At 43.9% G+C, this 25,275-nt stretch carries 20 protein-coding genes and 1 other annotated feature; of the genes, 9 read left to right on the plus strand and 11 right to left on the minus strand.

All coding sequences use genetic code 11. From position 1 onward, the window contains the following. Positions 1 to 322 precede the first annotated feature (322 nt). Entirely contained in the window at positions 323 to 673 is a 351-nt protein-coding gene (locus AB4585_RS02045; protein WP_017059350.1) for a DUF2799 domain-containing protein, read from the plus strand. Positions 674 to 790: 117 nt separating this feature from the next. On the opposite strand, the gene murQ is transcribed toward AB4585_RS02045, so the two are convergent. Next, on the minus strand, positions 791 to 1,711 hold the full coding sequence (gene murQ, locus AB4585_RS02050; RefSeq protein ID WP_032546754.1) for an N-acetylmuramic acid 6-phosphate etherase: 921 nt from the start codon (positions 1,709 to 1,711) through the stop codon (positions 791 to 793). 45 nt (positions 1,712 to 1,756) lie between these two features. After that, a complete protein-coding gene (locus AB4585_RS02055; protein WP_372169277.1) occupies positions 1,757 to 2,872 on the minus strand; it encodes an anhydro-N-acetylmuramic acid kinase in 1,116 nt (371 codons plus the stop codon). 121 nt (positions 2,873 to 2,993) lie between these two features. On the opposite strand from AB4585_RS02055, the gene nagZ reads away from it, so the two are divergent. The 3 genes from nagZ to tyrA all read left to right on the plus strand — a co-directional run bounded on the left by nagZ (position 2,994) and on the right by tyrA (position 6,549). After that, positions 2,994 to 3,983, plus strand: a complete 990-nt coding sequence (nagZ, locus tag AB4585_RS02060; RefSeq protein ID WP_372074527.1) for a beta-N-acetylhexosaminidase — start codon at positions 2,994 to 2,996, stop codon at positions 3,981 to 3,983. 246 nt (positions 3,984 to 4,229) lie between these two features. Further along, the gene (locus AB4585_RS02065) at positions 4,230 to 5,303 is read left to right on the plus strand and encodes a 3-deoxy-7-phosphoheptulonate synthase (protein ID WP_017059354.1); all 1,074 of its coding nucleotides are present in this window, start codon (positions 4,230 to 4,232) and stop codon (positions 5,301 to 5,303) included. A gap of 118 nt (positions 5,304 to 5,421) precedes the next feature. Continuing rightward, positions 5,422 to 6,549, plus strand: a complete 1,128-nt coding sequence (gene tyrA, locus AB4585_RS02070) for a bifunctional chorismate mutase/prephenate dehydrogenase (RefSeq protein ID WP_017056144.1) — start codon at positions 5,422 to 5,424, stop codon at positions 6,547 to 6,549. 129 nt (positions 6,550 to 6,678) lie between these two features. Here tyrA and AB4585_RS02075 read toward each other — a convergent pair whose 3' ends face one another. From AB4585_RS02075 to ettA, 3 genes are all read right to left on the minus strand, one after another. Further along, positions 6,679 to 7,710, minus strand: a complete 1,032-nt coding sequence (locus tag AB4585_RS02075; RefSeq protein ID WP_372169278.1) for a M23 family metallopeptidase — start codon at positions 7,708 to 7,710, stop codon at positions 6,679 to 6,681. A gap of 49 nt (positions 7,711 to 7,759) precedes the next feature. Then, the gene (locus AB4585_RS02080) at positions 7,760 to 8,128 is read right to left on the minus strand and encodes a PilZ domain-containing protein (protein WP_372169279.1); all 369 of its coding nucleotides are present in this window, start codon (positions 8,126 to 8,128) and stop codon (positions 7,760 to 7,762) included. 90 nt (positions 8,129 to 8,218) lie between these two features. Beyond that, positions 8,219 to 9,886, minus strand: a complete 1,668-nt coding sequence (gene ettA, locus AB4585_RS02085) for an energy-dependent translational throttle protein EttA (RefSeq protein WP_017056147.1) — start codon at positions 9,884 to 9,886, stop codon at positions 8,219 to 8,221. A 263-nt stretch (positions 9,887 to 10,149) separates the two neighbouring features. Here ettA and sltY point away from each other — a divergent pair, with 263 nt between their 5' ends. Together sltY and trpR are read left to right on the plus strand one after the other, a co-directional pair. Further along, positions 10,150 to 12,099, plus strand: a complete 1,950-nt coding sequence (gene sltY, locus AB4585_RS02090; protein ID WP_372169280.1) for a murein transglycosylase — start codon at positions 10,150 to 10,152, stop codon at positions 12,097 to 12,099. Positions 12,100 to 12,271: 172 nt separating this feature from the next. Further along, a complete protein-coding gene (gene trpR, locus AB4585_RS02095) occupies positions 12,272 to 12,565 on the plus strand; it encodes a trp operon repressor (RefSeq protein WP_017059358.1) in 294 nt (97 codons plus the stop codon). Between the two features lie 128 nt (positions 12,566 to 12,693). Here the strand turns inward: trpR and yjjX are convergent, their stop codons facing one another. From yjjX to AB4585_RS02125, 6 genes are all read right to left on the minus strand, one after another. After that, positions 12,694 to 13,215 carry an inosine/xanthosine triphosphatase gene (yjjX, locus tag AB4585_RS02100; RefSeq protein ID WP_017059359.1) on the minus strand — a complete coding sequence of 174 codons (522 nt, stop codon included), beginning with the start codon at positions 13,213 to 13,215 and terminating at the stop codon, positions 12,694 to 12,696. Continuing rightward, positions 13,178 to 15,556: a bifunctional diguanylate cyclase/phosphodiesterase gene (locus tag AB4585_RS02105; RefSeq protein WP_017059360.1), complete on the minus strand. Its 2,379-nt coding sequence runs from the start codon at positions 15,554 to 15,556 to the stop codon at positions 13,178 to 13,180. The genes yjjX and AB4585_RS02105 overlap by 38 nt, the downstream gene beginning before the upstream one ends. Before the next feature lie 333 nt (positions 15,557 to 15,889). Next, positions 15,890 to 17,065 carry a prephenate dehydratase gene (gene pheA, locus AB4585_RS02110; RefSeq protein WP_372169281.1) on the minus strand — a complete coding sequence of 392 codons (1,176 nt, stop codon included), beginning with the start codon at positions 17,063 to 17,065 and terminating at the stop codon, positions 15,890 to 15,892. Positions 17,066 to 17,077: 12 nt separating this feature from the next. After that, positions 17,078 to 17,199: a sequence feature (Phe leader region), on the minus strand. Positions 17,200 to 17,309: 110 nt separating this feature from the next. Continuing rightward, a complete protein-coding gene (hpf, locus tag AB4585_RS02115; protein ID WP_004735034.1) occupies positions 17,310 to 17,645 on the minus strand; it encodes a ribosome hibernation-promoting factor, HPF/YfiA family in 336 nt (111 codons plus the stop codon). A gap of 424 nt (positions 17,646 to 18,069) precedes the next feature. Further along, a complete protein-coding gene (locus tag AB4585_RS02120; RefSeq protein WP_372169282.1) occupies positions 18,070 to 19,494 on the minus strand; it encodes a transporter substrate-binding domain-containing protein in 1,425 nt (474 codons plus the stop codon). A 140-nt stretch (positions 19,495 to 19,634) separates the two neighbouring features. After that, entirely contained in the window at positions 19,635 to 20,363 is a 729-nt protein-coding gene (locus tag AB4585_RS02125; protein ID WP_017059363.1) for an outer membrane protein assembly factor BamD, read from the minus strand. Between the two features lie 137 nt (positions 20,364 to 20,500). On the opposite strand from AB4585_RS02125, the gene rluD reads away from it, so the two are divergent. From rluD to clpB, 3 genes are all read left to right on the plus strand, one after another. Beyond that, the gene (rluD, locus tag AB4585_RS02130) at positions 20,501 to 21,475 is read left to right on the plus strand and encodes a 23S rRNA pseudouridine(1911/1915/1917) synthase RluD (protein WP_017059364.1); all 975 of its coding nucleotides are present in this window, start codon (positions 20,501 to 20,503) and stop codon (positions 21,473 to 21,475) included. A gap of 2 nt (positions 21,476 to 21,477) precedes the next feature. Continuing rightward, complete coding sequence (gene pgeF, locus AB4585_RS02135; RefSeq protein ID WP_372169283.1) at positions 21,478 to 22,218, plus strand: peptidoglycan editing factor PgeF; 741 nt, start codon at positions 21,478 to 21,480, stop codon at positions 22,216 to 22,218. A gap of 142 nt (positions 22,219 to 22,360) precedes the next feature. Beyond that, positions 22,361 to 24,934 (plus strand): ATP-dependent chaperone ClpB, encoded by a 2,574-nt coding sequence (gene clpB, locus AB4585_RS02140; RefSeq protein WP_017062851.1) that lies wholly within the window; start codon positions 22,361 to 22,363, stop codon positions 24,932 to 24,934. The last annotated feature ends 341 nt before the right edge of the window (positions 24,935 to 25,275 follow it).

The raw sequence follows: 25,275 nt of genomic DNA on the forward strand, positions 1-25,275 counted from the left end.
AGGGTGTATATTAAAGGAGTCGATGAGAAGAAACTTCCGCTACGAGAGTGAGTGGTCGAATAGCCAATTTAGCGGTGTTATAACTGATTTAGTGGTTTGTTCACTGTGCTGAGTGGCCGATATTTCTATCGAGAGGCCTATTAGCTCTATAGAGAGGTTGTTTGAGTTGGCTTAACGGCGACTATTGATTCTGAGTGGTCGGAATGAACCTAAAGTGGCGAACATTAGACAATAAGTGGACATCGATAGGCGTTCAGTGGAGAATCACCACAAAGGCAGCGCTTCGTCAGAAAGTGGTGAAGTAACAATATAAAGGATTGAAATGAAAAAAATAATCGTACTATTCGCCGTGGCATTTAGCCTTGCAGGATGCAGCGCCAATGTTCAAGATTTAGCAGCTGAAGGCAATTGGCAAGAGATTGGCTATCGTGATGGTATCAAAGGCCACACTCAGCGTTCGTATTCAGAGATGACTGAGCTTGGCGCAGTCGATCAAGCGAGTTACACAGAAGGTTATCACCTAGGTGTGACTGAATATTGTAATCCGAACCATGCTTATCAGATTGGTTTATCTGGTCAGGTGTATGAAGGCGTGTGTTCTGGTACGGAAGACGCTCAACGTTTCCGTATGGAATGGCAACGCGGCTGGGACGAGTTCTCAAACGACTATTAAGCCCAAGCTAGCCATAAAAAATTAAAACTAAAAAAAGACCAGTACCGCGTGTGTGCTGGTCTTTTTGTATGTCGTTGAAGTAGCTGTCTAAATGAGAAGCTACAAGCCAAATTAAGATTACTGATTATTCTCGACGGCTTTTCTCAAGAAGCCATTTTGCTTATCAAGCTGAGCCTTGGCTAACTCTAAATCTAGCCCTGTTAGAATCATCAAAATAGATAACTTCACATCGTAATCAGTCGCTTTAAGTGTCGACACCGCCAGTGCTTTATCGCACTCCGTTGCTTGGATAACGATACGAGCGGCGCGGGCAACCAACTTTTCATTGGTCGCTTTTACGTCGACCATAAGGTTTTGGTAGCTCTTACCAATGCGAATCATGCTGGCAGTGGTCAGCATATTAAGCACCAGCTTTTGTGCTGTACCTGATTTGAGTCGTGTTGAACCAGTCAATGCTTCTGGGCCAACCACCGGGCTAATTGCGATTTGAGCGATTTCAGCAATTGGAGAGTCAGGGTTACAAGATAATGCAACCGTTACTGCGCCAAGCTGATTGGCATAGTTGAGTGCACCAATCACGTAAGGTGTGCGACCGCTCGCAGCAATACCTACCACGATATCATTTTCTGAAAACTGAATCGCTTTCAGATCTTCAATGCCGAGAGTTAGCGAGTCTTCTGCACCTTCTTTGGCTTTTAAAATCGCCTCTGGTCCGCCTGCAATTAAGCCGATAACCATTTTGTCCGAAACACCGAAAGTCGGTGGGCATTCTGAGGCGTCTAACACACCTAATCGACCACTGGTGCCTGCGCCCATATAAATCAGTCGACCACCGTTTTGAAAGACATGAGCAATTTTATCGACCGCTTTCGCGATCTGTGGCAGTTCCGCTTCAATCGCCAGCGGGACTTGCTTGTCTTGTTGGTTAATCTTTTCAACCACTTCGAGAGAGGTGAGCAGATCAATATCCATAGTGTCAGGGTTTCTCCCCTCCGAAACGAGGTGCGAGAGCGCTGATATGAGAGCGTCGTTACTCATAATGATCCTTAAATGGTGATTCTAAAATGATGGTTCTAAAGTTGTTTAGTCAGCACGATAGAGAACGCCTAGAGAGGCCGCTCTGCTTGCGCCAGTCACTTCTGGTAAATTGCTTGGCAGTTGATGAATATGACGTTGAGCAAGCCACGCAAAAGCCATCGCTTCCATGTAATCGGCGTCCACGCCTTTACTGGTGGTTGAGTCAACCTCCCAACTTGGAAGCAGTTCAGACAGCCTCTTCATCAACAATGGATTTCGTGTACCACCGCCACACACATACAGTGCAGGCTGGTCACCCAAGCGATAAGTCTCCACTTCATTGGCTATCGTCAATGCGGTGTATTCACAAAGCGTGCGCTGAACATCTTCTACTGCAAGATCTTTAAATTCTGTTAATTGTTGCTCTAGCCAAGGTAGGTTGAATAGTTCTCTACCAGTACTTTTCGGTGGTATTTGAGATAGATAAGATTCATTTAACAACTGTTCGAGAAAGGCTTGATTGAGCTGACCTTTAAGCGCAAATTGGGCATCACGGTCAAACTTATCGCCCGTGTGTTTATCAACCCAAGCGTCCATCAACATATTGCCCGGGCCAGTATCATAACCAAGTGTTGGCTGATTAGGGCGCAGCACTGAAATATTCGAGATACCACCAATATTCAACACCACAACTGAGCTGTCTTGTGGCTGGAAAATAGTATGGTGGAAGGCAGGGACTAATGGCGCACCTTGTCCGCCTAATGCCATGTCTTTACGTCGAAAATCGGCAACCGTTTGAATCTGTGTTTTAGCGGCAATGATGTTGGCATCACCCAACTGCATGGTAAATGGCGAATCGCCTGTTGGCTGGTGGAACACTGTTTGACCATGATTACCTATCGCAGTTACAGAAGGTGCTGGTGTGCCTGACTTTTCGAGAAGTTGCAGAACCGCATCAGCAAACAGATGGCCAAGCTGGTGGTCGAGTTCGCCAATGGCAATCAAATCGGTTTTCTGACCAATACAGACTTCAAGTAGACGCGCTTTGAGATCATCAGGCATTGGGAACTCATCATGAGCAAGCAATATTATACGTGTATCTTCAATCGACACTAAGGCCGTATCAACACCGTCCATACTCGTCCCTGACATCACACCGATATACAGTTCTTTATGATCCATTCCTAAGCTCTTGCACTGCATTCTTAAAGTCTTCCACAGATTGGTTTAAAAACATTGTAAAGCAAATTTAAAGAGAATAACCTCGGGAAGTTTATGAAATTAGGTTTAATAAGGGATAAATATGGGACCGTTGTGGGTTGATGTTGCAGGCTACGAACTGACTGCGGAAGACAAAGAAATTTTAGAGCACCCAACTGTTGGTGGTCTCATCTTATTTGCTCGAAACTACCACGATAGCAAACAGTTATCGGCGTTAAACAAAGAAATTCGTAAGGTAGCGAAACGTCCTATTTTGATTGGTGTTGACCAAGAAGGTGGTCGAGTTCAGCGCTTCCGCGATGGCTTTTCAATTATCCCAGCTGCTCAAGAATTCGCGACTAAGAATAACGGTGAACATTTAGCAGAACAGGCTGGCTGGCTGATGGCGGCAGAATTGATTGCCCACGATATCGATCTGAGCTTTGCGCCAGTATTAGACAAAGGCCATGACTGTAAAGCGATTGGTAGCCGAGCGTTTGGCGAAGATATTGATACTATTGTTCGTCATAGCAGCGCTTTCATCAAAGGCATGAAGTCGGTTGGCATGGCGACGACAGGCAAGCACTTCCCTGGACACGGTGGCGTGATTGCTGACTCACACTTAGAGACGCCATATGACCCTAGAGACGACATCTTTGAAACAGACATGGCAATCTTCAAGGCGCAAATTGAAGCTGGAATATTGGATGCCATGATGCCAGCTCACGTGGTTTTCTCTCACTATGATGATCAACCTGCGAGCGGTTCACAGTATTGGCTGCAGAAAGTATTGAAGCAGCAGCTTGGGTTTAAAGGCTTGGTGTTCTCTGATGATTTAACGATGGAAGGCGCTGCCATAATGGGTGGACCAGCCGACAGAGCGAAAGCGGCCTTGAATGCAGGTTGTGACATGGTGTTGATGTGTAATAAACGAGATGCACAAATTGAAGCTCTGGATAACTTAGCGATTCAAGAGGTGCCTTTAGCCAACTCATTGCTTAAAAAACACAGCTTTGATTTGTCGACACTTCACTCGGATGCTAGGTGGAAAGGGACCTCAGAGACGATTAAGCGAATGCTAGGCAGTGAGTGATAAATAAACACATAATAATTTTAGATAAGGCGATATGATAAATATCGCCTTTTTTGTATGTGTGATCCATGGTTTAAACCTATTTATCTCTTAGAGTGAGCCAAATTTAATGTGTAATATAAAATTTACAGTTAATGTTTTTTATTGTTTACACTTGCAATCGTTTTTTTAGCTGTTATTGTGTTTTTAAAGATTGTTAGCCCAAATGGAAATGTTGGGTGTAAAAATAAATATACAGGTTGAGTTATGCAGAAAAGTGAATTAAGCAATGTCAATATCATCGACGAACAGGTACTGATTACTCCTGAGGAGTTAAAAGCAAAACTGCCTTTGAGTGATAATGCTCGTCGTTTCATTCAAGAGTCTCGTCAAACTATCGCAAACATCATTCATAAGAAAGATCATCGCATGCTTGTTGTATGTGGCCCATGTTCTATCCATGACATTGAAGCTGCGAAAGAGTACGCGAAACGCCTAAAAGCCTTATCTGAGCAACTTAGCGATCAACTGTATATTGTTATGCGTGTTTACTTTGAGAAACCTCGTACCACTGTCGGTTGGAAAGGTTTGATCAATGACCCACATCTAGACGGCACTTTCGATATTGAGCATGGTCTGCATGTTGGTCGTGAACTACTTGTTGAACTCGCTGAGATGGAAATCCCACTAGCGACTGAAGCATTAGACCCAATTAGCCCGCAATACCTAGCAGATACCTTCAGCTGGGCGGCTATTGGCGCTCGTACGACTGAATCTCAAACTCACCGTGAGATGGCAAGTGGTCTTTCAATGCCAATCGGTTTTAAAAACGGCACCGATGGCAACCTAGGCACTGCAATCAACGCAATGCAGGCGGCTTCTTCTAGCCACCGTTTCATGGGTATCAGCCGCGAAGGTCAGGTTGCACTACTAACAACGCAAGGTAACCCAAATGGTCACGTGATTTTACGTGGCGGTAAGCAGACGAACTACGATTCAGTATCGGTACACGAATGTGAGCAAGAGCTGGGTAAATCTGGTTTAGAGGCAGCGCTAATGGTCGACTGTAGCCACGCGAACTCTCGTAAAGATTTCCGTCGCCAACCTTTAGTTGCAGAAGATGTGATTCACCAAATTCGTGAAGGCAACAAGTCGATTATCGGCCTGATGATTGAAAGCCATATTAACGAAGGAAACCAATCTTCGGATATACCTCTCAATGAGATGAAATACGGCGTTTCTATTACCGACGCGTGTATCAATTGGGATTCAACTGAGGCACTATTGAAACATGCACATACGGAATTAGTCCCGTTCTTAGAGAACCGCTTGAAAGGTTAGTCAGAGTTTTAAATTTAAGTGCCTCATCTAATGGGGCATTTTAAGATCTGTTGCTAGCGAACCTACGTGATTGTGGGCTTATAGATTGGCACGGGCTTATAGATTAGTAAGGAATAAAATGGCCGTTGAACTGAACGAATTACGCGACCAAATCGATGCTGTCGATAAACAAATGTTGGATTTACTGGCTCAACGCCTTGCTCTAGTAGAGAAAGTAGGCGAAGTAAAAAGTGAACATGGTTTACCTATTTATGTACCAGAGCGTGAAGCTGCGATGCTGGCATCTCGTCGTCAAGAAGCTGAGAAAATAGGGGTTCCACCACAGTTAATCGAAGATATTTTGCGTCGTACTATGCGTGAGTCTTATGCCAGCGAGAAAGATTCTGGCTTTAAGTGTCTTAACCCAGAGTTACGTTCAGTGGTTATCGTTGGTGGTAATGGTCAACTTGGTGGCTTGTTTGGTCGTATGTTCAAACTGTCTGGCTACGAAGTAAAAATCCTTGGCAGCCAAGATTGGGATAAGGCCGACGAAATCTTAGATAATGCTGGGCTTGTGGTTGTTACGGTTCCAATTCACCTAACGGAAGGTGTGATTGCGAAGCTAGGTAATCTACCAAGCGATTGTATTCTATGTGATTTGACGTCAATTAAATCTAAACCTCTACAAGCAATGATGAACATGCATCAAGGCCCAGTAGTTGGATTGCACCCAATGTTTGGCCCTGATGTTCCTAGCCTTGCTAAGCAGGTGATTGTTTACAGTGATGGTCGTGGTTCTGAAAGTTACCAATGGCTACTGAATCAATTTGGTATTTGGGGCGCGAGCCTTTGCCAGATGGATGCAGCTGAACACGATCACGGCATGACCTTGATTCAAGCACTTCGTCACTTCACCTCTTTTGCTTACGGCTTGCACCTGAGTAAAGAGAACCCGAACATTGATCAACTTCTGAAACTAAGCTCGCCAATCTACCGACTTGAGATTGCGATGGTTGGTCGTCTGTTTGCTCAAGACCCGAACTTGTACGGCGATATCATTCTTTCTTCGGATGAGAATATTGAGATGATCCGACGCTTCCATAGCTGTTTCGGAGAAGCGTTAGAAATTCTAGATGGCAAAGATAAGGCTAAGTTTGTTGAGAGCTTCAACCAAGTGAGTGATTGGTTTGGTGACTACTCACAACAATTTTTACAAGAGAGCCAAAGCCTGTTAAAACAAGCACATGACTCGATTCATCGCGGTTAATAGTGTGGTTTGAAAAATAAAAAAGAGCGACCATTTGGTCGCTCTTTTTGTTTGTGTTGAATGCCGATATTGCATCTGGCCTATAGTAGGCGAAATGCATTTGGATCATCATGGGCCAAACGAACAAACCTAGTTAGTCACGATAGGCTCTTTGTTATTCTCGTTCGATACTCGGTTATCATCGCTGGATACTGTGTCGATAGTTGAACTGATGTAAGGCACGTTAGTTAGGTTGATCTGCAAGCGAACCACGTTATCAATCAGCTGAACGAGTGGGCCCCATTTCACCTTTTTCTCTTTCTCAAACACGTAATTGAAGTTTTCTGGTGTCCAATCCATCAAGTATTGAGGGTTCAATGAGCGACCAAGGAAGCGTACTTCATAATGCAGATGTGGCCCAGTTGAGTTACCTGAGTTACCACAGCTCGCAATCACATCACCTTTACTGACAAACTGACCGCTGCGAACTTTGAATTTTTGCAGATGCGCGTAAGAGCTCATGAAGCCAAATGAATGGCGCATGGTGATAAAGTTACCAAAGCCTTTCTTGCTTGGGCGTACGGTTTCAATCACACCATCTGCTGGTGCTAAGATATCTTCACCACGCTTACACGTTAAATCGATACCAGTATGTACATGGCGTTTCCCTGAAATAGGGTTAGTGCGGCTACCATAAGAAGAAGATATACGTTGATAAGCCATCGGACTGTCGTTTGGAATCAAGCGGAACATTGTGGCTCTTACTGCTGAATCGACTGCAGCCGCATCAATGCGATCTTCTAAAGAAATATCATCGGTAAGCAGATCTTCATCAGCAAGCCCCAGTACTGATTCCACATCGAATACACGCTTACCAAGCAGTTGAATCGTGCCTTCTTTCTCGGTCAGTGTTTGCGATAGCGAATGGTTGGTTTCTACTTGCTCAGCATAAAGAAATTCTGTTTGTTCTTTTTCAACAATCAGTGTTTCAATCAACTGTTGGGCATCACCCGCTTGCAGTGCGAGTTCTTGTTTACTCTCGAAGTGCATGTACGCCGCTCCGCCAATCAATAGCGGTACTGAAAAAATGGCAGTAGTGCAAATGAGCACGGCTTTACGGCCGAAGTAAAACGTCTGTTCCCCCTGACTGGAGGGAATAGTAATGGACACTTTTTTAGACATGGTTCTGTATTAACTAAATGCTTCTAATAGAAAAAGGGTAATGGAGATATTATTCCTTGCCTAAGTCGGTAAGGTGTTCGATCTCTCTATAAAGCAGGTCATCGTCACCAACATTAAGCTCAACAAGGCGCTTAAGGTGGCTGATACTATCAATATCTAAATGCTCTATGCGTAAACGCATTGAGGTATTGATGGTAGAGACTATCGTTGCTTCTAACTGAATATTGATATCACTGTTTTCGAGTTTAAAGCTCACTTGAACAGGGACATCATGGCTAAGTTGTTTTGATTCATTGCATTGAATGAGTAAACCATGGAGTGATAAGTCTTGCACTGAGCCTGATACATTTACGTGTCCTTGTGAGATCTCAGTCGGGACTTGATAAATAACTCGTGAAAATTGACGTCTTTCAACCATAAGTAATCTCTCTATATCGATGCATTACACGTAAGCCAGATATATCAAAGGCCGCTATTATCGCGGCCTTTGTTCAAAATACAAGCTTATTTACTTAGCTATACGCTTGTACTTGATACGGTGCGGCTCTGCCGCTTGTGCGCCTAGAGTCTGCTTAAGCCACTCAGTGTACTCAGTATAGTTACCTTCGTAGAAGTTAACTTGACCTTCATCACGGTAGTCTAAGATATGGGTCGCAATACGGTCAAGGAACCAACGGTCATGCGAGATAACCATTGCACAGCCCGGGAATTCAAGCAGTGCTTCTTCAAGAGCACGTAGCGTTTCAACGTCAAGGTCGTTGGTAGGCTCATCGAGTAGCAGTACGTTACCGCCCGCTTTTAGCAGTTTCGCTAAGTGAACACGGTTACGTTCACCACCAGAAAGCTCACCGATGATCTTCTGTTGGTCGTTGCCTTTAAAGTTGAAACGAGAACAGTAAGCACGCGCAGGGATTTCGAAGTTGTTGATCTTAATGATATCAGCGCCTTCAGAGATCTCTTGGAATACTGTCTTAGTGTCGTCCATGCTGTCACGGAACTGATCAACAGAAGCAAGCTTAACGGTTTCGCCTAGTTCAACTGTACCTGAATCTGGCTGTTCTGCACCGCTTAGCATCTTGAATAGTGTTGATTTACCTGCACCGTTGGCACCAACGATACCGACGATTGCGCCCTTAGGCATGCTGAACGATAGGTCGTCGATAAGAACGCGATCACCAAACGATTTAGTCAGGTTGTTCACTTCAAGAACTTTATCACCTAGACGCTCACCTGGCGGGATGAACAGTTCGTTGGTTTCGTTACGCTTCTGGTATTGGCCAGTTGTCAATTCTTCAAAACGAGCCATACGAGCTTTAGACTTAGCTTGACGGCCTTTAGGGTTTTGACGAACCCATTCAAGTTCTTTCTCGATTGTCTTTTGACGTGCGCTTTCGCCCGCTTTTTCTTGCTTAAGACGCTCGTCTTTTTGCTCTAGCCAAGACGTGTAGTTACCTTCCCATGGGATACCTTCACCACGGTCAAGTTCTAGAATCCAGCCAGCTGCGTTGTCTAGGAAGTAACGGTCGTGGGTAATCGCCACAACAGTACCACTGTAATCAACAAGGAAGTGCTCAAGCCATGCTACTGATTCTGCATCCAAGTGGTTGGTTGGTTCATCAAGAAGCAGCATGTCTGGCTTTTCAAGAAGTAGACGACAGATAGCAACACGACGACGCTCACCACCTGATAGGAATTCAATTTTCGCATCCCACTCAGGAAGACGAAGTGCATCAGCAGCACGCTCTAGAGCAGTCTCTAAGTTGTGACCGTCTTTTGCTTGAATCAGAGCTTCTAGTTCGCCTTGCTCTTTTGCCAGTGCATCGAAGTCTGCATCTGGTTCTGCGTAAGCTGCGTAAACCGCATCAATACGCTTAAGTGCGTCAGCAACGTCAGAAACCGCTTCTTCTACGATTTCACGAACAGTTTTTGATTCGTCTAGCACAGGCTCTTGTGGTAGATAACCTACTTTAAGGCCTTGTTGTGCACGTGCTTCACCATCAATATCAGTATCAATACCAGCCATGATACGTAGTAGGGTAGATTTACCTGAACCATTTAGACCCAAAACACCGATTTTAGCGCCAGGAAAAAAGCTAAGAGAAATGTCTTTAAGAATTTGACGCTTAGGTGGAACAGTTTTGCTCACCCGAGACATGGTATATACGTATTCAGCCATTGCCGATCGATCCTAATTATTGTTCAAAATTGTCTGCTATTTTATACCAATATCCTCAAAGATGTTACTCCTAGGGCAGAAAAGCCACTCTTGAACTAATCCTTACCTATTATTGTCACATTGGTCATTAAAACTATATTTAATGGGCTTCTGAGGCGAAGTGTTAAATATTAATAATATTTACACTCAAATCCTTTACATTTGATGTGATGTCGGGCGTAAATAGACTTCACGTATTCATACACGCACTAAGGAAAGAGCGAATGTTTTTCCGCATTGGTAATACGAAAATTGCTGTGGCTGCATCGGCAATTTTGTCTTCGGTTTCACTGGCTCCGGTCGCTATGGCTAGCAATGCATCCGAGCTTGAAATGCAGCGTGACGTTTATGATAAAGCGCAAGATGTTTTAGACAGCCGTGATCTAAAAGCTTACTCCGCGCTGCGTAACAAAATTCAAACATACCCTTTAACACCTTACACAGATTATCGGGCCTTTCTGATTGGCTTAGGTGATCGCACACCTGCTGAGGTCGATGCTTTCATTGAAGAGAACAAGGCATTGCCTTTCTCCAATCGAATGCGCGCACCTTATTTGGACTCATTGGCTTCTCAAAAACAGTGGAAGACGATCCTTGAGTTTCAAACCAAAGAGCCTGTCGGTGAAAAATACCAATGTATTTATTATCGAGCGCATTACGAGCAAGGTAACCAAGAGCTTGCCTTTAAAGGAGCTAAACAACTTTGGTTGAGTGGTAGTGGTGTTGATGACGCTTGTGACCCTTTATTTAAAAGCTGGGATCAAGCTGGGCTAAGAACTGATGAGCTGATTCTGGATAGAATGCTGCTAGCGTTCGAGGGCCGTAACGGTAAGTTAATGAGCTATCTGATTAAGCAATTGGATCATGATGAGTCAATTGCTCAAGCGAAGCAGATGAAGGCGTTGTACAACAAGCCTGAAAATGTACTCGCGTTTGCTAAAAAACATCCAGCGAATGAATTCTACCAAGCTCAAACCGAGTTTGCTTTCGAGAAGCTAGCAAGGAAATCATCAAGCAGTGCTCAAAAGGTGTTTGATGATGTCATCAAGGCTCAGAAGTTTTCGAAAGAGAAATCTCAAGAGCTCGCTGATTACCTAACGTTTCGTCTGATCAACACCGACTCTGAAGAGTTAATGGTGTGGCGCGACAAAATGCTCGCGAGTTCATCAAAGCAAGTTCTGCTGGAACGACGTGCTCGCTTAGCAATTCAACATGCCGATTGGACGGGTTTGAAAGAGTGGATAGCGCGCTTGGATGATAAACATCAGGCTTCGCTTCGTTGGCAATATTGGCAGGGCAGAGCTGAAATCGCGACGGGCGATACTGACAAAGGCAATAAGCGACTGTCAGATATCTTGGGTCAGCGTAATTTCTACAGTGTGGCTGCGGCTAAGCAGTTAGGTAAGCCAGTTCAATATCCAACATCGACACTTAAATACAATGCTGAAACAGTGAAGCCATTCGACACCTCTTTGGTGCGTATTGGTGAACTGATTGACCGAGACAAAATTGCGGCAGCGAAAAGTGAATGGCGCTGGTTACTGACCAATGCAGATAAAGAGCAAAAAGAGATGCTTGCCGCTTACGCTGCGACACAGCGTTGGAATCACTTTACCGTAACAGCGAGTATCTCTGCGAAGATGTGGGATAACATTGCGCTGCGCTTCCCTGTTGCTCATAAGTGGTGGTTTAACTTCTACGCTGAAAAGCACGATCTCGATCCAATCACTTTGATGTCTTTAGCAAGACAAGAGAGTGCGATGGATTCAGAAGCTCGCTCTCCAGTTGGCGCGCGTGGCATTATGCAAATTATGCCCAAGACGGCGCAATACACAGCGAACAAACATAAGATTAAGTATCAGGGCAGCGATGATCTTTATGATGTCGGCAAAAACATTGAGATTGGCAGTCACTACTTAGATGGTTTACTCGCTCAATATGATGACAACCGTATCTTTGCGTTTGCGGCTTATAATGCTGGACCTAGCCGTGTGAAACAGTGGCGTTCACGCAGCGGTGAAAAGCTCGATGCCTTTGCATTTATCGAAATGATCCCATTCAAAGAGACACGTGGCTACGTTCAGAATATCTTGATGTTTGAGACCTACTATCGAGATATCTTGGGTGAGAAAGGGACGTTTTTAGCGCCCCATGAGGCAAAAACGAAATACTAAGCCTTCGGCATTTGGCCCGAAACTGAGTAAGAATAAAGGCAGTGAGTGCGAACCATTTCCACTTACTGCCTTTTTACATTGGATCGCATCAAGTGTTTCGGTATAAAGTGTTAAACGCTTTCAATCGTTAAGCGACTCTTTAAAGTCAGAATTTAAAAGTAAGTGTAGAGATATGGCATCACAACCTGAATATGATAATTGGCAACAACTGATGGACTTGGTAAAGACGGCTGTCGAAAAAGATCAGCACGAGCTGTTGTTGACTATGATGATGACACCAGACGAGCGAGATGCTCTGGTTGCTCGAATTAATATCTTCTGTGAGCTGATGAAAGGCGATATGTCTCAACGACAGGTGAGTCAAATGCTGGGCGTAGGCGTAGCGACGATAACCAGAGGCTCAAATGAGCTAAAGGCCAAATCTGAGCAAGAGAAAGTCGTGATCGCCGACCTATTGCTAAAGTAATAATGGAATTAAGCTATCACGCGATAGTATGAATACGAATTCGATAAAAAACGCTAACTGGATGTTAGCGTTTTTTGTTTCTGAAGATTGTTCTTGGAATCTTTTGAAGTTTAAGGAAGCCTCAAATACTAAATAGGAAAGTGTTCAGGATTCACAAATGGGATCAGAGCCAAAATTAAAGCTTGATGATAGACCGAACTGCGTGACAATTGGTTATGTGTCAGTAGGCCAATGGCACCACCTTTCTGTTTGATATTGTCGGTACCAAACACTTCATCCATCACATCCCCTAACTCGTTTGCATGCTCTAGTTTCTCAAGCACGGCTGGTGGCAGCATCAGACTTGCTGAACGAGACTCGCCACGTTGGCCATTCGTTTCGATCACCATCCAGGCAAAGGTGACGTTTGTTTCTATTCCCGCTTCTAGACCAACATAGAAGTCTGCATCAGGCTGAGCTTGAGTTGCGTTGTGAACTCGATTCACGGCACCTTGATAGGTTTCATCATTGCTCATCGGTTGATCGGCGACACCACTAGGGACGCTGATGCCTTTGAAATCAAATTCAGTATCAGGAAAAGCAGATAAGAACGCACTTTTAACGGCGTTTATTTTAGCTGGGTTCAGCGATGCGATGATTACAGATTTCATGTGTCGGATTCTTTTTGTTGTCGATTAGATTGAGTTGATGTTGTCGGTACCAGTCACTCAACTCTTCTAGTGGCATGGGTTTACCAAAGTAATAGCCTTGCAGCATATCGCACTGTGCATCCTGTAACCACTGGTGCATGTCTTGAGTTTCAATCCCTTCGGCGGTGACCTTTTTCCCCTGAGCATGACACAACCCGATAACTGGTTTTACGATGTTCTGGTTATCGGTTTCAATTAAGGTATCCAAAAACGCTTTATCCAATTTAATTTTCTGAGTTGGATACTGCACCAGTTGAGTGATAGAGGTGTAACCGGAACCAAAGTCATCAATCGCCAGTCGATAACCCATGCATGACAGCTCATTCAGCAATGGGAAGCCTTCTGAGTTTGAGTAAAAGGTTTCAGTGATTTCAAAATCGATTAGGCTTGGTGGAATTCGATTTAACTCCGCGTGTTCTTTAATGAAACCCGCAAGGTGAGTGGTTTCAATGCCAGCAGAAGATAAGTTGATCGACAATTGAATCGAGTGATCAAATTGAGTCTGAAGTCGATGGAATGAAGCAAACGCATTCTGTATTACCCAGCGGTCAACATGTTCGAACAGCCCGGTTTGTTCGGCTATTGGAATGAACTCATCCGGTGGAACCAAACCAAGTTGCTTTGAATTCCAACGTAATAACACCTCAACGCCAATAACATCAGTCCCGGTAGAATCCATGTAGGGCATGTAAACGAGCCTGAATTCATCATCAAAATTCTTACCTCTAAGCGCACGTTCAATGTCTGCTTGGCGCTGAATGGCTTTGTCTAAATCCCGTGAATAGTCAGCAAATTGGTTTTTACCGGCACGCTTGGCTTGGTACATCGCGGTATCCGCGTTGGACAGAAGCTTCTCGATTGAGTTGCCATCATTAGGGTAGGTCGCAATACCAATACTGACCGTGATCGGAAAGCTGCCTGATTCGGTGACAAAGCCTTTTTGCAGTGGAGTGAGCAAATCGTTCGAGAATCGATGCGCGACATTTCCTCGGTGACTAGGAGCGTTAATGTAGACAACGAACTCGTCTCCAGAAAGTCGGGCTGGCATACAATGAGCGTCGAATTCCTCTTTATAATGACGACAAATATCTGAAATACGCTGAGCAAAAGAAACCAGAATCGAGTCGCCGATTTGATGCCCGTATTTGTCGTTCACAAACTTGAAGTTGTCCAAGTCAAAATAGAGAACCCAGGTTTCGGTATTCGAACTCGGTTTTGGCAACGATTGCTGAACGAAGGTTTGAAACTGATGCCTATTGGCTATTTGAGTTAACTGATCATTTTCGGCCAAGAGCTTGGTTTGCTGGTAGGTGTTGTCTAGCTCTTGATACATGTCATAAAAACGCTGTGATAGGCGGCCAAGCTCGTCACGAGTGCCTAAGCGTTCAATGTTCTTACGTTGTTTTTTTTCGACTTGCTGTAGCTGTCGATCGAGCCGTGTTATTGGAGTAATCACAGTGCGAGACAGAAGCATGAGTAGCAGAGCGACAGTTACAAACGCAGACAGTGCAAACGACAAACTCAGCTTGTTCCAAATTGAATCGAGCTTGTTTTCCAACAGGAATTGCGCCGGATCGACCGTGGCGTACAGTTCTGGTGCAAGCTTGACTGAGTGAGTAACATCATTTTCCAAAGAAACCGCTATGGATGTGAAGAATAAACTGGTTTGGTAGTCGAACTCTATCTGTTTTCTCAGCGCATTAAATTTGTCGAGAGAGACAGAGACAACAACAAAGAACACATCGTCGGGTTGATTGTTAACGGTTGGGAAAATCGCTTTTCTATCTACCTTGTCATAGTGAACCAACATCCCTTCGCCTTGGGAGTTTTGAATATAGTTGGTACTCGATGTTGCTAAGGTGTCTTGATAGTGCAGGTCAACATACTCCAATATCTTACTGTCAATCTGAGTGCGTGAGTCATTGCTATTATCCGCGTAATAACGCAGTTTTCGATCACCATTAAGAAGCGCTAAACCTGTATAGCTTTCATCGTCATCTTGCAGGAAATGAATGGCTTCTCGAAGATTACTGACCAGTTCAAGATCGCGAGATAGATTTTGATCAGTGAGAAAATAACGCTTCACCATATCACTCTGGGTCAAGGTGTAAGAGTAGCTATTGAGGAACGAACGAGATTGGCGAAAGTATCCGGCTAGTTTTTCCATGTTCAGTTGAAGTGCGTTGTCTTCGCGTTTGATGAAACTGCTTTTTTGCGTCGAATAAATAATATAGCTAGAAGCCGCGGTACTGATCAGTATCACAGGGGCTATTAGTAGTAAGATTTTAGTACTTAGCTTCATAGTTAATGACAACACTATTTATAAATTAAGCGCATAAGTTTATGTTACTTAATGCTTACTCGCTATTAATTATACGTAGTTCGATGATTTCCTGTGAAGGGGGTAAGGTTTTGTCTTTATTGATAAAAAAAGCCACTAATGAGTTTTTGTTAGAAAGGCTCAAGTAGTGGAGAGAGTAAGCGTGCCGAATGTGCGAAACAAGTGAATTGTGTTTCAGGCATGCTAGGGTGAGTTTTCTTAGCGAGAATAGTACTCGACTAGAGGGTGATTTAAGTATTTGGCCTGCTGTAGGCCAAATACTTATGTTAGCTAAAAGCTGATACTCACTTTCAGCTATGACAACTTAACTTGAGTCGCTTTGATGTTCTCACTTGGGTAGCAACCCAACACCTTAAGGTGGCGAGTAATGGCTGTTAGTTCCGTTATCGCTTGTTGCATATTATCTGAATCCAGATGCGCCTCTAAATCGACATAGAACATCTCTTCCCAAGGGTTACCCATGATAGGACGAGATTCTAGCTTAGTCATGTTGATGCCTAAGCGTTGCAGGATCAGTAGTGTTTCTACCAAAGAACCCGCCTCTTGAGATGTCGACATGATGAGCGTTGTTTTCGCTGGTATTTGAGTCGATACTTCAACAGGCTTACGCGCCACAACGATGAAACGAGTGTGGTTCTCTGTTTGGTTTGCAATGTTACCCTGAATTGGCTGAAGTCCATAAAGCTTGCCGCTCGATGCATTACCAATAGCAGCTACGTCATTACCGTCCAGATCTTTCACCTTCTTCATAGCGTCAGCTGTGCTGGCACAAGACTCAAGGGTTACATCTTTAAGACGGCTCAAGAACTCGCTGCACTGCTGATGTGGTTGTGGGTGCGAGTAAAGTGTTTTGATGTCTTCTAAACGGATATCACTTTTCGCCACTAGGCAGTGTTCGATTGGTTGAGAAAGCTCACCAACGATGTAAAGCGTTGTGTGTTGAAGTAGGTCATACACTTCGTTAATCGAACCTGAGCTGGTGTTCTCAATCGGCAGGACACCGTAGTCGGCATGGCCAGACTCTACTGTTGATGCGACTTCTTTGAAGTGATTACAGTTCAGCTCAATCAATTCCATATTCTTGCGGCTGAAGTATTCGCGGCTCGCAAGGTGAGAATACGATCCCTTAGAACCTAAGAATGCAACGCGAGCCAATGGTTTACGGCTTTGCGGGTTCGCTAGGTTTTGTAAGTATGACTGTTGTAGTAAAACGGAATCTTCGATGATGGTGTGAAACAGCTTGGTAATGTACTGCGCATCAAGTTCGTATTTATCTTTGCCGTTGTTGATCAGCTTAACTAATAGTTGTTGTTCTCGTACTGCATCACGAACTGGTTTTGATGTCTCTACTTTGCTTTTAGCGACTTCGATACTTAGCTTGCGACGCTCTGAAAGTAACTTCAGGAGTTCGTCGTCTAAATCATTAAGACGAAGGCGGATATCATCCAGTGAAATTGAGCGGTCAGTCATAAATGTGTCCTTATAAAAAAGCCTCCCTAGTGTGGGAGGCTTCTTGTTCGTTTTTGACTTGTTTTTCTAAAACGACTTAGCCTCCGATTTACGGAAGAAAAAAGAAGTCAAAAATAAACAAAGATTGAGTGTGCATAAAAAGTGATTGTTTTATGAATGTTTAAACACAATAAGCAAGCGAGCTACGAGCGTCAAGCAAAAAAATAGCGCCCTGAGGCGCTATTTTTTAATCTGTTCTCTTTCCTTATTCTACTTCAGCTTCTAGCTCTTCGATTTCAGGCTTTTCAGCGCGGCGCGCTTCTGGTTTATGGCGTAGCTTGTTGAGTTGACGCTCTAGTTTTTGTTCTACTTCGTTGATCGCTACGTAGAGGTCGTCATGGATTGATGAAGCAACAAGTTGGCCTTTTGGTACGGTTAGTACCGCTTCAAATTTCTTCTTCTTGTTTGGTTCTTCGCTAAAGCTCGCTTGGCAGCCAATGATGTCTACTTGCCATTTATCTAGCTTTTTAAATTTGCTTTCTATGTGATCACGGATTGCAGAGGTAATGTCGATGTTTTTACCAGTGATGTTCATTTTCATAGAAGTTTTCCTCTGTTGTATCCCTCATGGGTTAACTTCAGATTACGACTTTTAGGAATAAAGAATGTGATCTAGATCTTGTTTTGGTTGGGTGGGATAAGCATTAAAATCAAATGTGATCTTACGCAAGTCTTAGTATCTTTTTGGCGAAAAATGCTTGTTATCCTTATGAAAAACGATAACTTGGAGGCAAGGCTTCGCTAAAAATTAAATCAGTTTTTAGGGGCGTCCTACAGCCTATGGAAAGTGCTTGATTGAAATTTACTCAATAGTGTTTTGTGATATAGGTCTTGTAATATAGGTCGCTACATAAGCTTCTTCAGAATTAGATAAACAAAAGCCGCATAAGTATTCTTATGCGGCTTTTGTGTTTTTTAGCTTTACCTAATACCTTTGGCTCCCCAGCTCTGGGATGGAGGCGATCCTAGTCGTTAGTGTTCAGTAATCTCGCTGTGCCGTCCTCTCGGATAGCATTGATAGCTTGTAATTGTTTATAGATTACGAAGTAACGATTGATGTTGGCAACATAGGTTACGGGTTCTTTACTCACGTATTTGCGAGTGATGATTTCTACGTTTTTAAACCAGATGTTTGGGTTGTAACCTTTGTGCTTGGCAATGCTCCTCATCTTTCTGATCTTAGCAGGACCAGCGTTGTAAGAAGCCAAGGTAAAGTAGATTTGATTGTCGGGTGATATTGCCGGGTCGTCAAAATATCGGTCTTTGATAAAGCGCATATACTTCACACCCGCATGGATGTTGTTATCCACCTTATGGATGTTCTTGATGTTGACGTTTTTATCTTTGGCGGTACTCGGTAATACCTGCATCACACCAATAGCCCCGCGATGAGAAATCCGGCTCTGATCCAGTCCTGATTCTTGGAAACCTTGAGCTGACATCATCAAAGGATCAAATTCATACTTGCTCGAATACTTTTCAAAGACATCTGAGAGTTTAGCTACTCGGTCTACTTTATTGGGGTTGAGTGCTCGGCCTAACCAGCGAGTATTGTCGATGTATTTCTGGTAGATGACATTCCCAAGCAGGGTGCCTGTTCGTGCGGTCTTGACGTATTTGTTTATCTCTTTCTTCAGTTGAGGGCTGTCTTTTCTTAAAGCCCAAGCAATACGACCATTTTCTCGTAAAGGTAAGTCGTTATGGACCTGAATGTTTTCCATTACATCGATCCAGAGCTTGGCTTTATGGTTATCCAGAATTGTGCCTTGTATATAACCTTGGTTAACCAGTTCTATCAGCTCGTAGTCTTGTAATGACTCCTCGATAAAGTGGACATGCAGTGGTGGTAAACCTAGCTCGTTAAGCTCCTTATTAACTCTTTGTACACTCTCGAAGTAACTCGAGCTTGCTCGTATCCACACCTCTTTGCCACTCAATTGCTTGATTTCGGTGATAGGTTCGGCCTTTTTCCCTGTGATAATGAGTTCTTTACCATCTTTAATCATCGGATCCGAAAAATCGATGGTTCGTAATCGTTTATCGGTGATCGTTAGGTTAGCGACAGCGACATCACCATAGCCAGACTCTAAAGAGGGAAGTAGATCATCTCGTTGCACGGGGATGATTTGAACATTGAGATAGGGATGTTTCTTACGAAGGCTTTTCTCAAAGTGGTAGAGCATTTCTGCCACGATGCCTTTTGGCTTGCCATCCTCGATGTAATAGAAACCAAGATCGGCAGACACTAGCACTCTAACCGTTCCTTTGGTTTTGAGCACATCCAAGTCACCCATGTAAGGCTTATTGCTTAATGGAGACAGTTCTAATGCGTAGGATAAGTGGCTAAATAGCGATATCCAGATAAATAATAACAACCTACTCACATCCACACTCCATGTTGATGTTTTGTTAAAAGTTATCTTTTGAAGATACCGTGTATTATGCGATCCATCAAGTTTGCAATATGTAGATGAAAAAAAGCGCGCTAGTAAATTAGCGCGCTTTTAGGATTGAGATGTAAGAGGTTTGATTAAGGTAGTGGGTTTAACTCAATCAACTTTTCTGTTCTTAACACAGCGTCATCTAGGCCGAGTTGTTGATAAGCTTTTAGCTGGATATCTAAAGACTTACGCGCAGCAATGGTGTCTGGGTAAGTTTTTTGCAGCTCTTGCGTTCTGTTGATCGCAGCAATCCAAGCTTCGCGGCGTAGGTAGAAATCAGCGGTTGCTAAGTCATACTCTGCTAGGCGGTTCTTAAGTGCGAACATGCGTTTTTGTGCATCTTCAGCATAAGGGCTACTAGGGAAACGTTCGAGTAGTCGCTTGAAGTCAGCAAACGCAAGTTTCACTGGTTCAGGATCTCGGTCACTACGGTCGATATTAAAAATATCGTGCATGAAGTTTCGGTCTTGCGCCATGTGCGTTAAGCCGCGCATGTAAAGAACCCAGTCTTGTTTCTCATGCGTTGGGTTCAAACGTAGGAAACGTGAAATGGTAGCGAGGCCAAGTGCCAAGTCATCATTTTTGTAGTAAGCGTAAATCAGATCGAGCTGTACTTGCTCAGAATAGGCGCCGAATGGGTAACGTGAGTCTAGGGCTTCTAGCTTTTCTATTGCTGAAAGCCAGCTACCGCTCTGCAGTGATTCTTGAGCGTCAGAGTAGAGAACCGATGGTGGTACATCTGGCACTATCTCTTCACTACTTGAACAACCAACCAAGAGTGATACGGCTAATAGACCCGATAAAGTAAGGTGTTTCATGTCAGGCGTCGATTCCTTGAATTAAATATTTCGTAAGCTTCCGTTACTTTCTAACCAGTAACAGATACAATGATGCAATTATTCTATTTTATCCATACTAATGGGTATTAGTCTCACGGTTTTTAAAAAAGTTCGATATGGCTCAGCAGATCACATTAACAGACACAGTAAAAAGCAGCCAGTTAGGTCAACGTTTAGACCAAGCTGTCGCTGAACTATTTACCGATTTTTCTCGCTCTCGCATTAAAGAGTGGCTTCTTGACGGCAAAATCCAAGTGGATGGCGAAGTTATTACAAAGCCGCGCGTTAAGGTTTTGGGCGGTGAAGAGATCATCTTGCAAGCTGAACTTGCAGATGAAGAGCGCTGGGAAGCACAAGATATTCCTCTAAACATTGTCTACGAAGATGATGACTTATTGGTTATCAATAAGCCTCGCGATCTGGTTGTACACCCAGGCGCAGGCACACCGGATGGAACCATACTAAACGCATTGCTTTTCCATTACCCACAGATTGCAGAAGTGCCTCGTGCAGGTATTGTGCACCGTCTTGATAAAGACACAACAGGTCTTATGGTTGTGGCTAAAACGGTTCCAGCTCAAACTCGTCTTGTGCGTGCTCTTGCTAAGCGTCGTATTACTCGTGAATATGAAGCAATTGCAATTGGCAAAATGACCGCTGGTGGTGTGGTAGAGAAAGGCATTAGCCGTCATGCAACTAAGCGTACCTTGATGGATGTAAATGAATTAGGAAAGCCAGCGGTAACTCACTACCGTGTTGCTGAGCACTTCCGCGAGCATACTCGTATTCGTCTACGCCTAGAAACGGGTCGTACTCACCAAATTCGTGTTCACATGTCATACCTTCAGCATCCGCTGCTAGGTGACGTTGCATACGGTGGTCGTGCTCGTATTCCAAAAGGTGCATCTGAAGAACTAACAACAATGATTCGTTCTTTTGATCGCCAAGCACTGCACGCCGTTATGCTTAAATTTGTTCACCCAATTACAGGTGAAGAAGTTGAGTTCCACGCTCCTGTGCCAAATGACATGGTCGTGATGGCTGAAGCGTTACGTGTTGATGCGCGCGAAAACTTGGAAGACGACATTTAATCATGTCGATGATCATCCCTAACTGGAATGCACCAAAAAACGTGAAAGCATTTGCTTCGACACGTTTTGATGGTTTTTCTACTGGTGCGTATCAAGGATTAAACCTAGGTACGCATGTTGGGGATGATGCTTCGCTTGTTGAAAACAACAGAGCCTGGCTCAAGCAACACGCTAATATGCCTGCCGCTCCGGTATGGCTACATCAAACTCACTCAACAGATGTCGTTACGGTTTTACACCCTACGGCAGATATTCTTGATGCTGACGGTGCATTTACCACAGCTAAAGATGTTGTTTGTTCTGCGATGACAGCCGATTGCTTACCTGTAATCCTTACTGATACCAAAGGCACTCAAGTTGCTGCAGTTCATGCTGGTTGGCGTGGTCTTGCTGGTGGCATTCTTGAAAATGCCGTCGCAAAGTTTTCAAACTTAGGTTCAGAGAATAAGATCATTGCTTGGCTTGGTCCTGCAATAGGCAAACAAGCTTTTGAAGTAGGCGATGATGTGTTGGAAGCTTTCGTTAGTTTTGACTCTCAAGCTAAGCTCGCATTTGAAGCCAAAGCTGAACCAGGCAAATGGCTAGCGAATATGTATCAGCTTGCAACGCAACGACTGAACAAAGTTGGTGTAACTTCTGTGACAGACTCTAATCTATGTACCTTCGCTGATGCCGATGCGTTCTATTCTTATCGTCGTGATGGTATTACTGGACGCCAAGCTACTTTTATTTGGTTAGAGTAACCTTTAACTAGTGCAACCAGTCATCCAGCTCATTTATATTTTTATAACAGCTCTATTCTTCATTCTTATCCCTTGAAAATCCGCGTTACCGTATCCATCTTCTAACCATAAGATAAACATATCTAAGAGTAGGAAGGTTGGCATGCGTCTCGATCGATTCACTAGTAAATTCCAAATTGCGATATCTGATGCTCAGTCGCTCGCATTAGGTCGTGATCACCAATATATAGAGCCTGTGCACCTAATGGTGTCTTTGCTTAATCAAGATGGTAGTGCAATTCGTCCATTGCTCACCATGCTGAATATTGATGTGGTTCAATTGCGTTCAAAGCTAAGCGAAATATTAGACCGTGTACCGAAAGTAAGTGGTATCGGTGGTGATGTTCAACTGTCGAATGCAATGGGTACTTTGTTCAACCTATGTGACAAGGTCGCACAAAAGCGTCAAGACACATACATTTCTTCGGAAGTCTTCCTACTTGCCGCAATTGAAGATAAAGGCCCTTTAGGTAACCTGCTTAAAGAGCTAGGTCTTACTGAGCAAAAATTATCTCAAGCTATCGAGCAGGTTCGTGGCGGTCAAAAAGTTGATGACCCAAATGCCGAAGACCGACGCCAAGCGTTAGAGAAGTTCACCATCGATCTGACTGAAAGAGCGGAGCAAGGCAAGCTGGATCCGGTAATTGGCCGAGATGACGAAATCCGCCGTACTATCCAAGTACTTCAGCGTCGTACTAAGAACAACCCAGTCATTATCGGTGAACCTGGTGTTGGTAAGACAGCTATCGTTGAAGGTTTGGCTCAGCGCATTATTAACAATGAAGTGCCAGAAGGTTTAAGAGGCCGACGCGTACTTTCATTAGACATGGGTGCTTTGGTAGCTGGCGCTAAATATCGTGGTGAGTTTGAAGAGCGTTTGAAGTCAGTCCTCAATGAATTGTCTAAAGAAGAGGGCAATATCATTCTCTTCATCGATGAAATTCATACTATGGTCGGCGCTGGTAAAGGTGAAGGCTCTATGGATGCCGGTAACATGCTAAAACCAGCGTTGGCTCGTGGTGAACTCCACTGTGTTGGCGCAACGACTCTTGATGAATACCGTCAATACATAGAGAAAGATCCAGCGTTAGAGCGCCGCTTCCAAAAAGTGCTTGTCGATGAACCAACGGTTGAAGACACGGTGGCGATTCTTCGTGGTTTGAAAGAGCGCTATGAACTTCATCATCATGTAGAAATTACCGACCCAGCAATCGTGGCTGCAGCAACACTATCTCATCGATACGTTTCTGATCGTCAACTGCCGGATAAAGCGATTGATCTGATTGATGAAGCGGCTTCGAGTATCCGTATGCAGATCGACTCAAAACCTGAGTCGCTAGATAAGCTCGAGCGTAAAATCATTCAATTGAAGATCGAGCAGCAAGCTCTTACCAATGAAAATGATGAAGCCAGTGAAAAACGCCTTCGAACATTACAAGAAGAGCTTTCTGACAAAGAACGAGATTTCGCAGAGCTTGAAGAAGTGTGGAATGCAGAGAAAGCCGCGCTTTCTGGCACGCAACACATCAAGTCAGAGCTAGAACAAGCTCGTATGGATATGGATTTTGCGAGACGTGCTGGTGATCTTAACCGAATGTCTGAATTGCAATACGGTCGAATCCCAGAATTAGAGAAGCAGTTAGATCTTGCGACTCAAGCTGAAATGCAAGAAATGACGCTGCTGCGTAATAAGGTCACTGATGCAGAAATTGCAGACGTGCTATCGAAGCAAACAGGCATACCTGTTTCTAAAATGCTAGAAGCCGAGAAAGAGAAGCTTCTTAACATGGAAGGTGTTCTACATAAGCGAGTTATTGGCCAAGCGGAAGCAGTCGAAGTGGTATCGAATGCGATTCGTCGTAGCCGTGCAGGTTTATCTGATCCAAACAAGCCGATTGGATCTTTCTTATTCCTTGGTCCAACTGGCGTTGGTAAAACGGAGTTGTGTAAAACACTCGCGAACTTCATGTTTGATAGTGACGATGCAATGGTGCGTATCGACATGTCTGAGTTTATGGAGAAACACTCTGTTGCTCGTTTGGTTGGTGCTCCTCCGGGTTACGTTGGATATGAAGAAGGTGGTTACTTAACAGAAGCAGTGCGTCGCAAGCCTTATTCAGTGATTTTGCTAGATGAAGTAGAGAAAGCGCATCCTGATGTTTTCAATATCTTATTGCAGGTGCTTGATGATGGACGCTTAACTGATGGACAAGGTCGTACAGTCGATTTTAGAAACACGGTAGTGATCATGACATCCAACCTTGGCTCTTCGAGAATTCAAGAGAACTTCAATACGCTCGACTACCAAGGAATAAAGAATGAAGTGATGGAAGTGGTAGGTAAACATTTCCGTCCTGAGTTTTTGAACCGAGTTGATGAAAGCGTGGTGTTCCATCCATTGGGTCAAGAGCACATTCAGTCGATAGCCGCTATTCAGCTTGAGCACCTTAAGAAGAGAATGGAAGACAATGGTTATGAGCTTGAAGTTTCGGATAAAGCACTCAAGTTAATTTCTCAAGTTGGTTTTGATCCAGTATATGGTGCACGACCTTTGAAAAGAGCGATTCAACAAAGTGTCGAGAACCCGTTAGCGAAAGCGATACTGGCAGGAAAAATTAATCCAGATAAGAAAGTGCAGCTATTAGTAAACAACGACCGCATTATTGCTCACCAATAGTTGAAGTAAGAACGGTAGGTACGATTGGCCGAAATTAAGGCTTAATCGTACCTATTTTAAACGCTTTGTGTGAATAGTGTTCGAACGGTCGCCGGTGGCGGCTTTTTTTCGTTTTTAGCCTTGTATAAAGGATTATTCTCTCTATAATGCGCCTCCGTTGCCAAGGATAACCAAGCGGTTTGAACTGAGTAACAAGACGGTGATAAGCATTTAAGATGCTTTGAAAAATTAGCTGGAAAAAGTGTTTGACACTGGAATCTAATCCGCTAGAATGGCCGTCCACTTCGAGAGGCTCCTTACTAAAAGGAAGGCTCAACAAGTAAAGCTCTTTAACAATTTAA

Origin of the sequence: Vibrio sp. 10N.222.49.C9 (assembly GCF_041474985.1) — a bacterium.
In the GTDB taxonomy this organism is placed as follows: domain Bacteria; phylum Pseudomonadota; class Gammaproteobacteria; order Enterobacterales; family Vibrionaceae; genus Vibrio; species Vibrio crassostreae_C.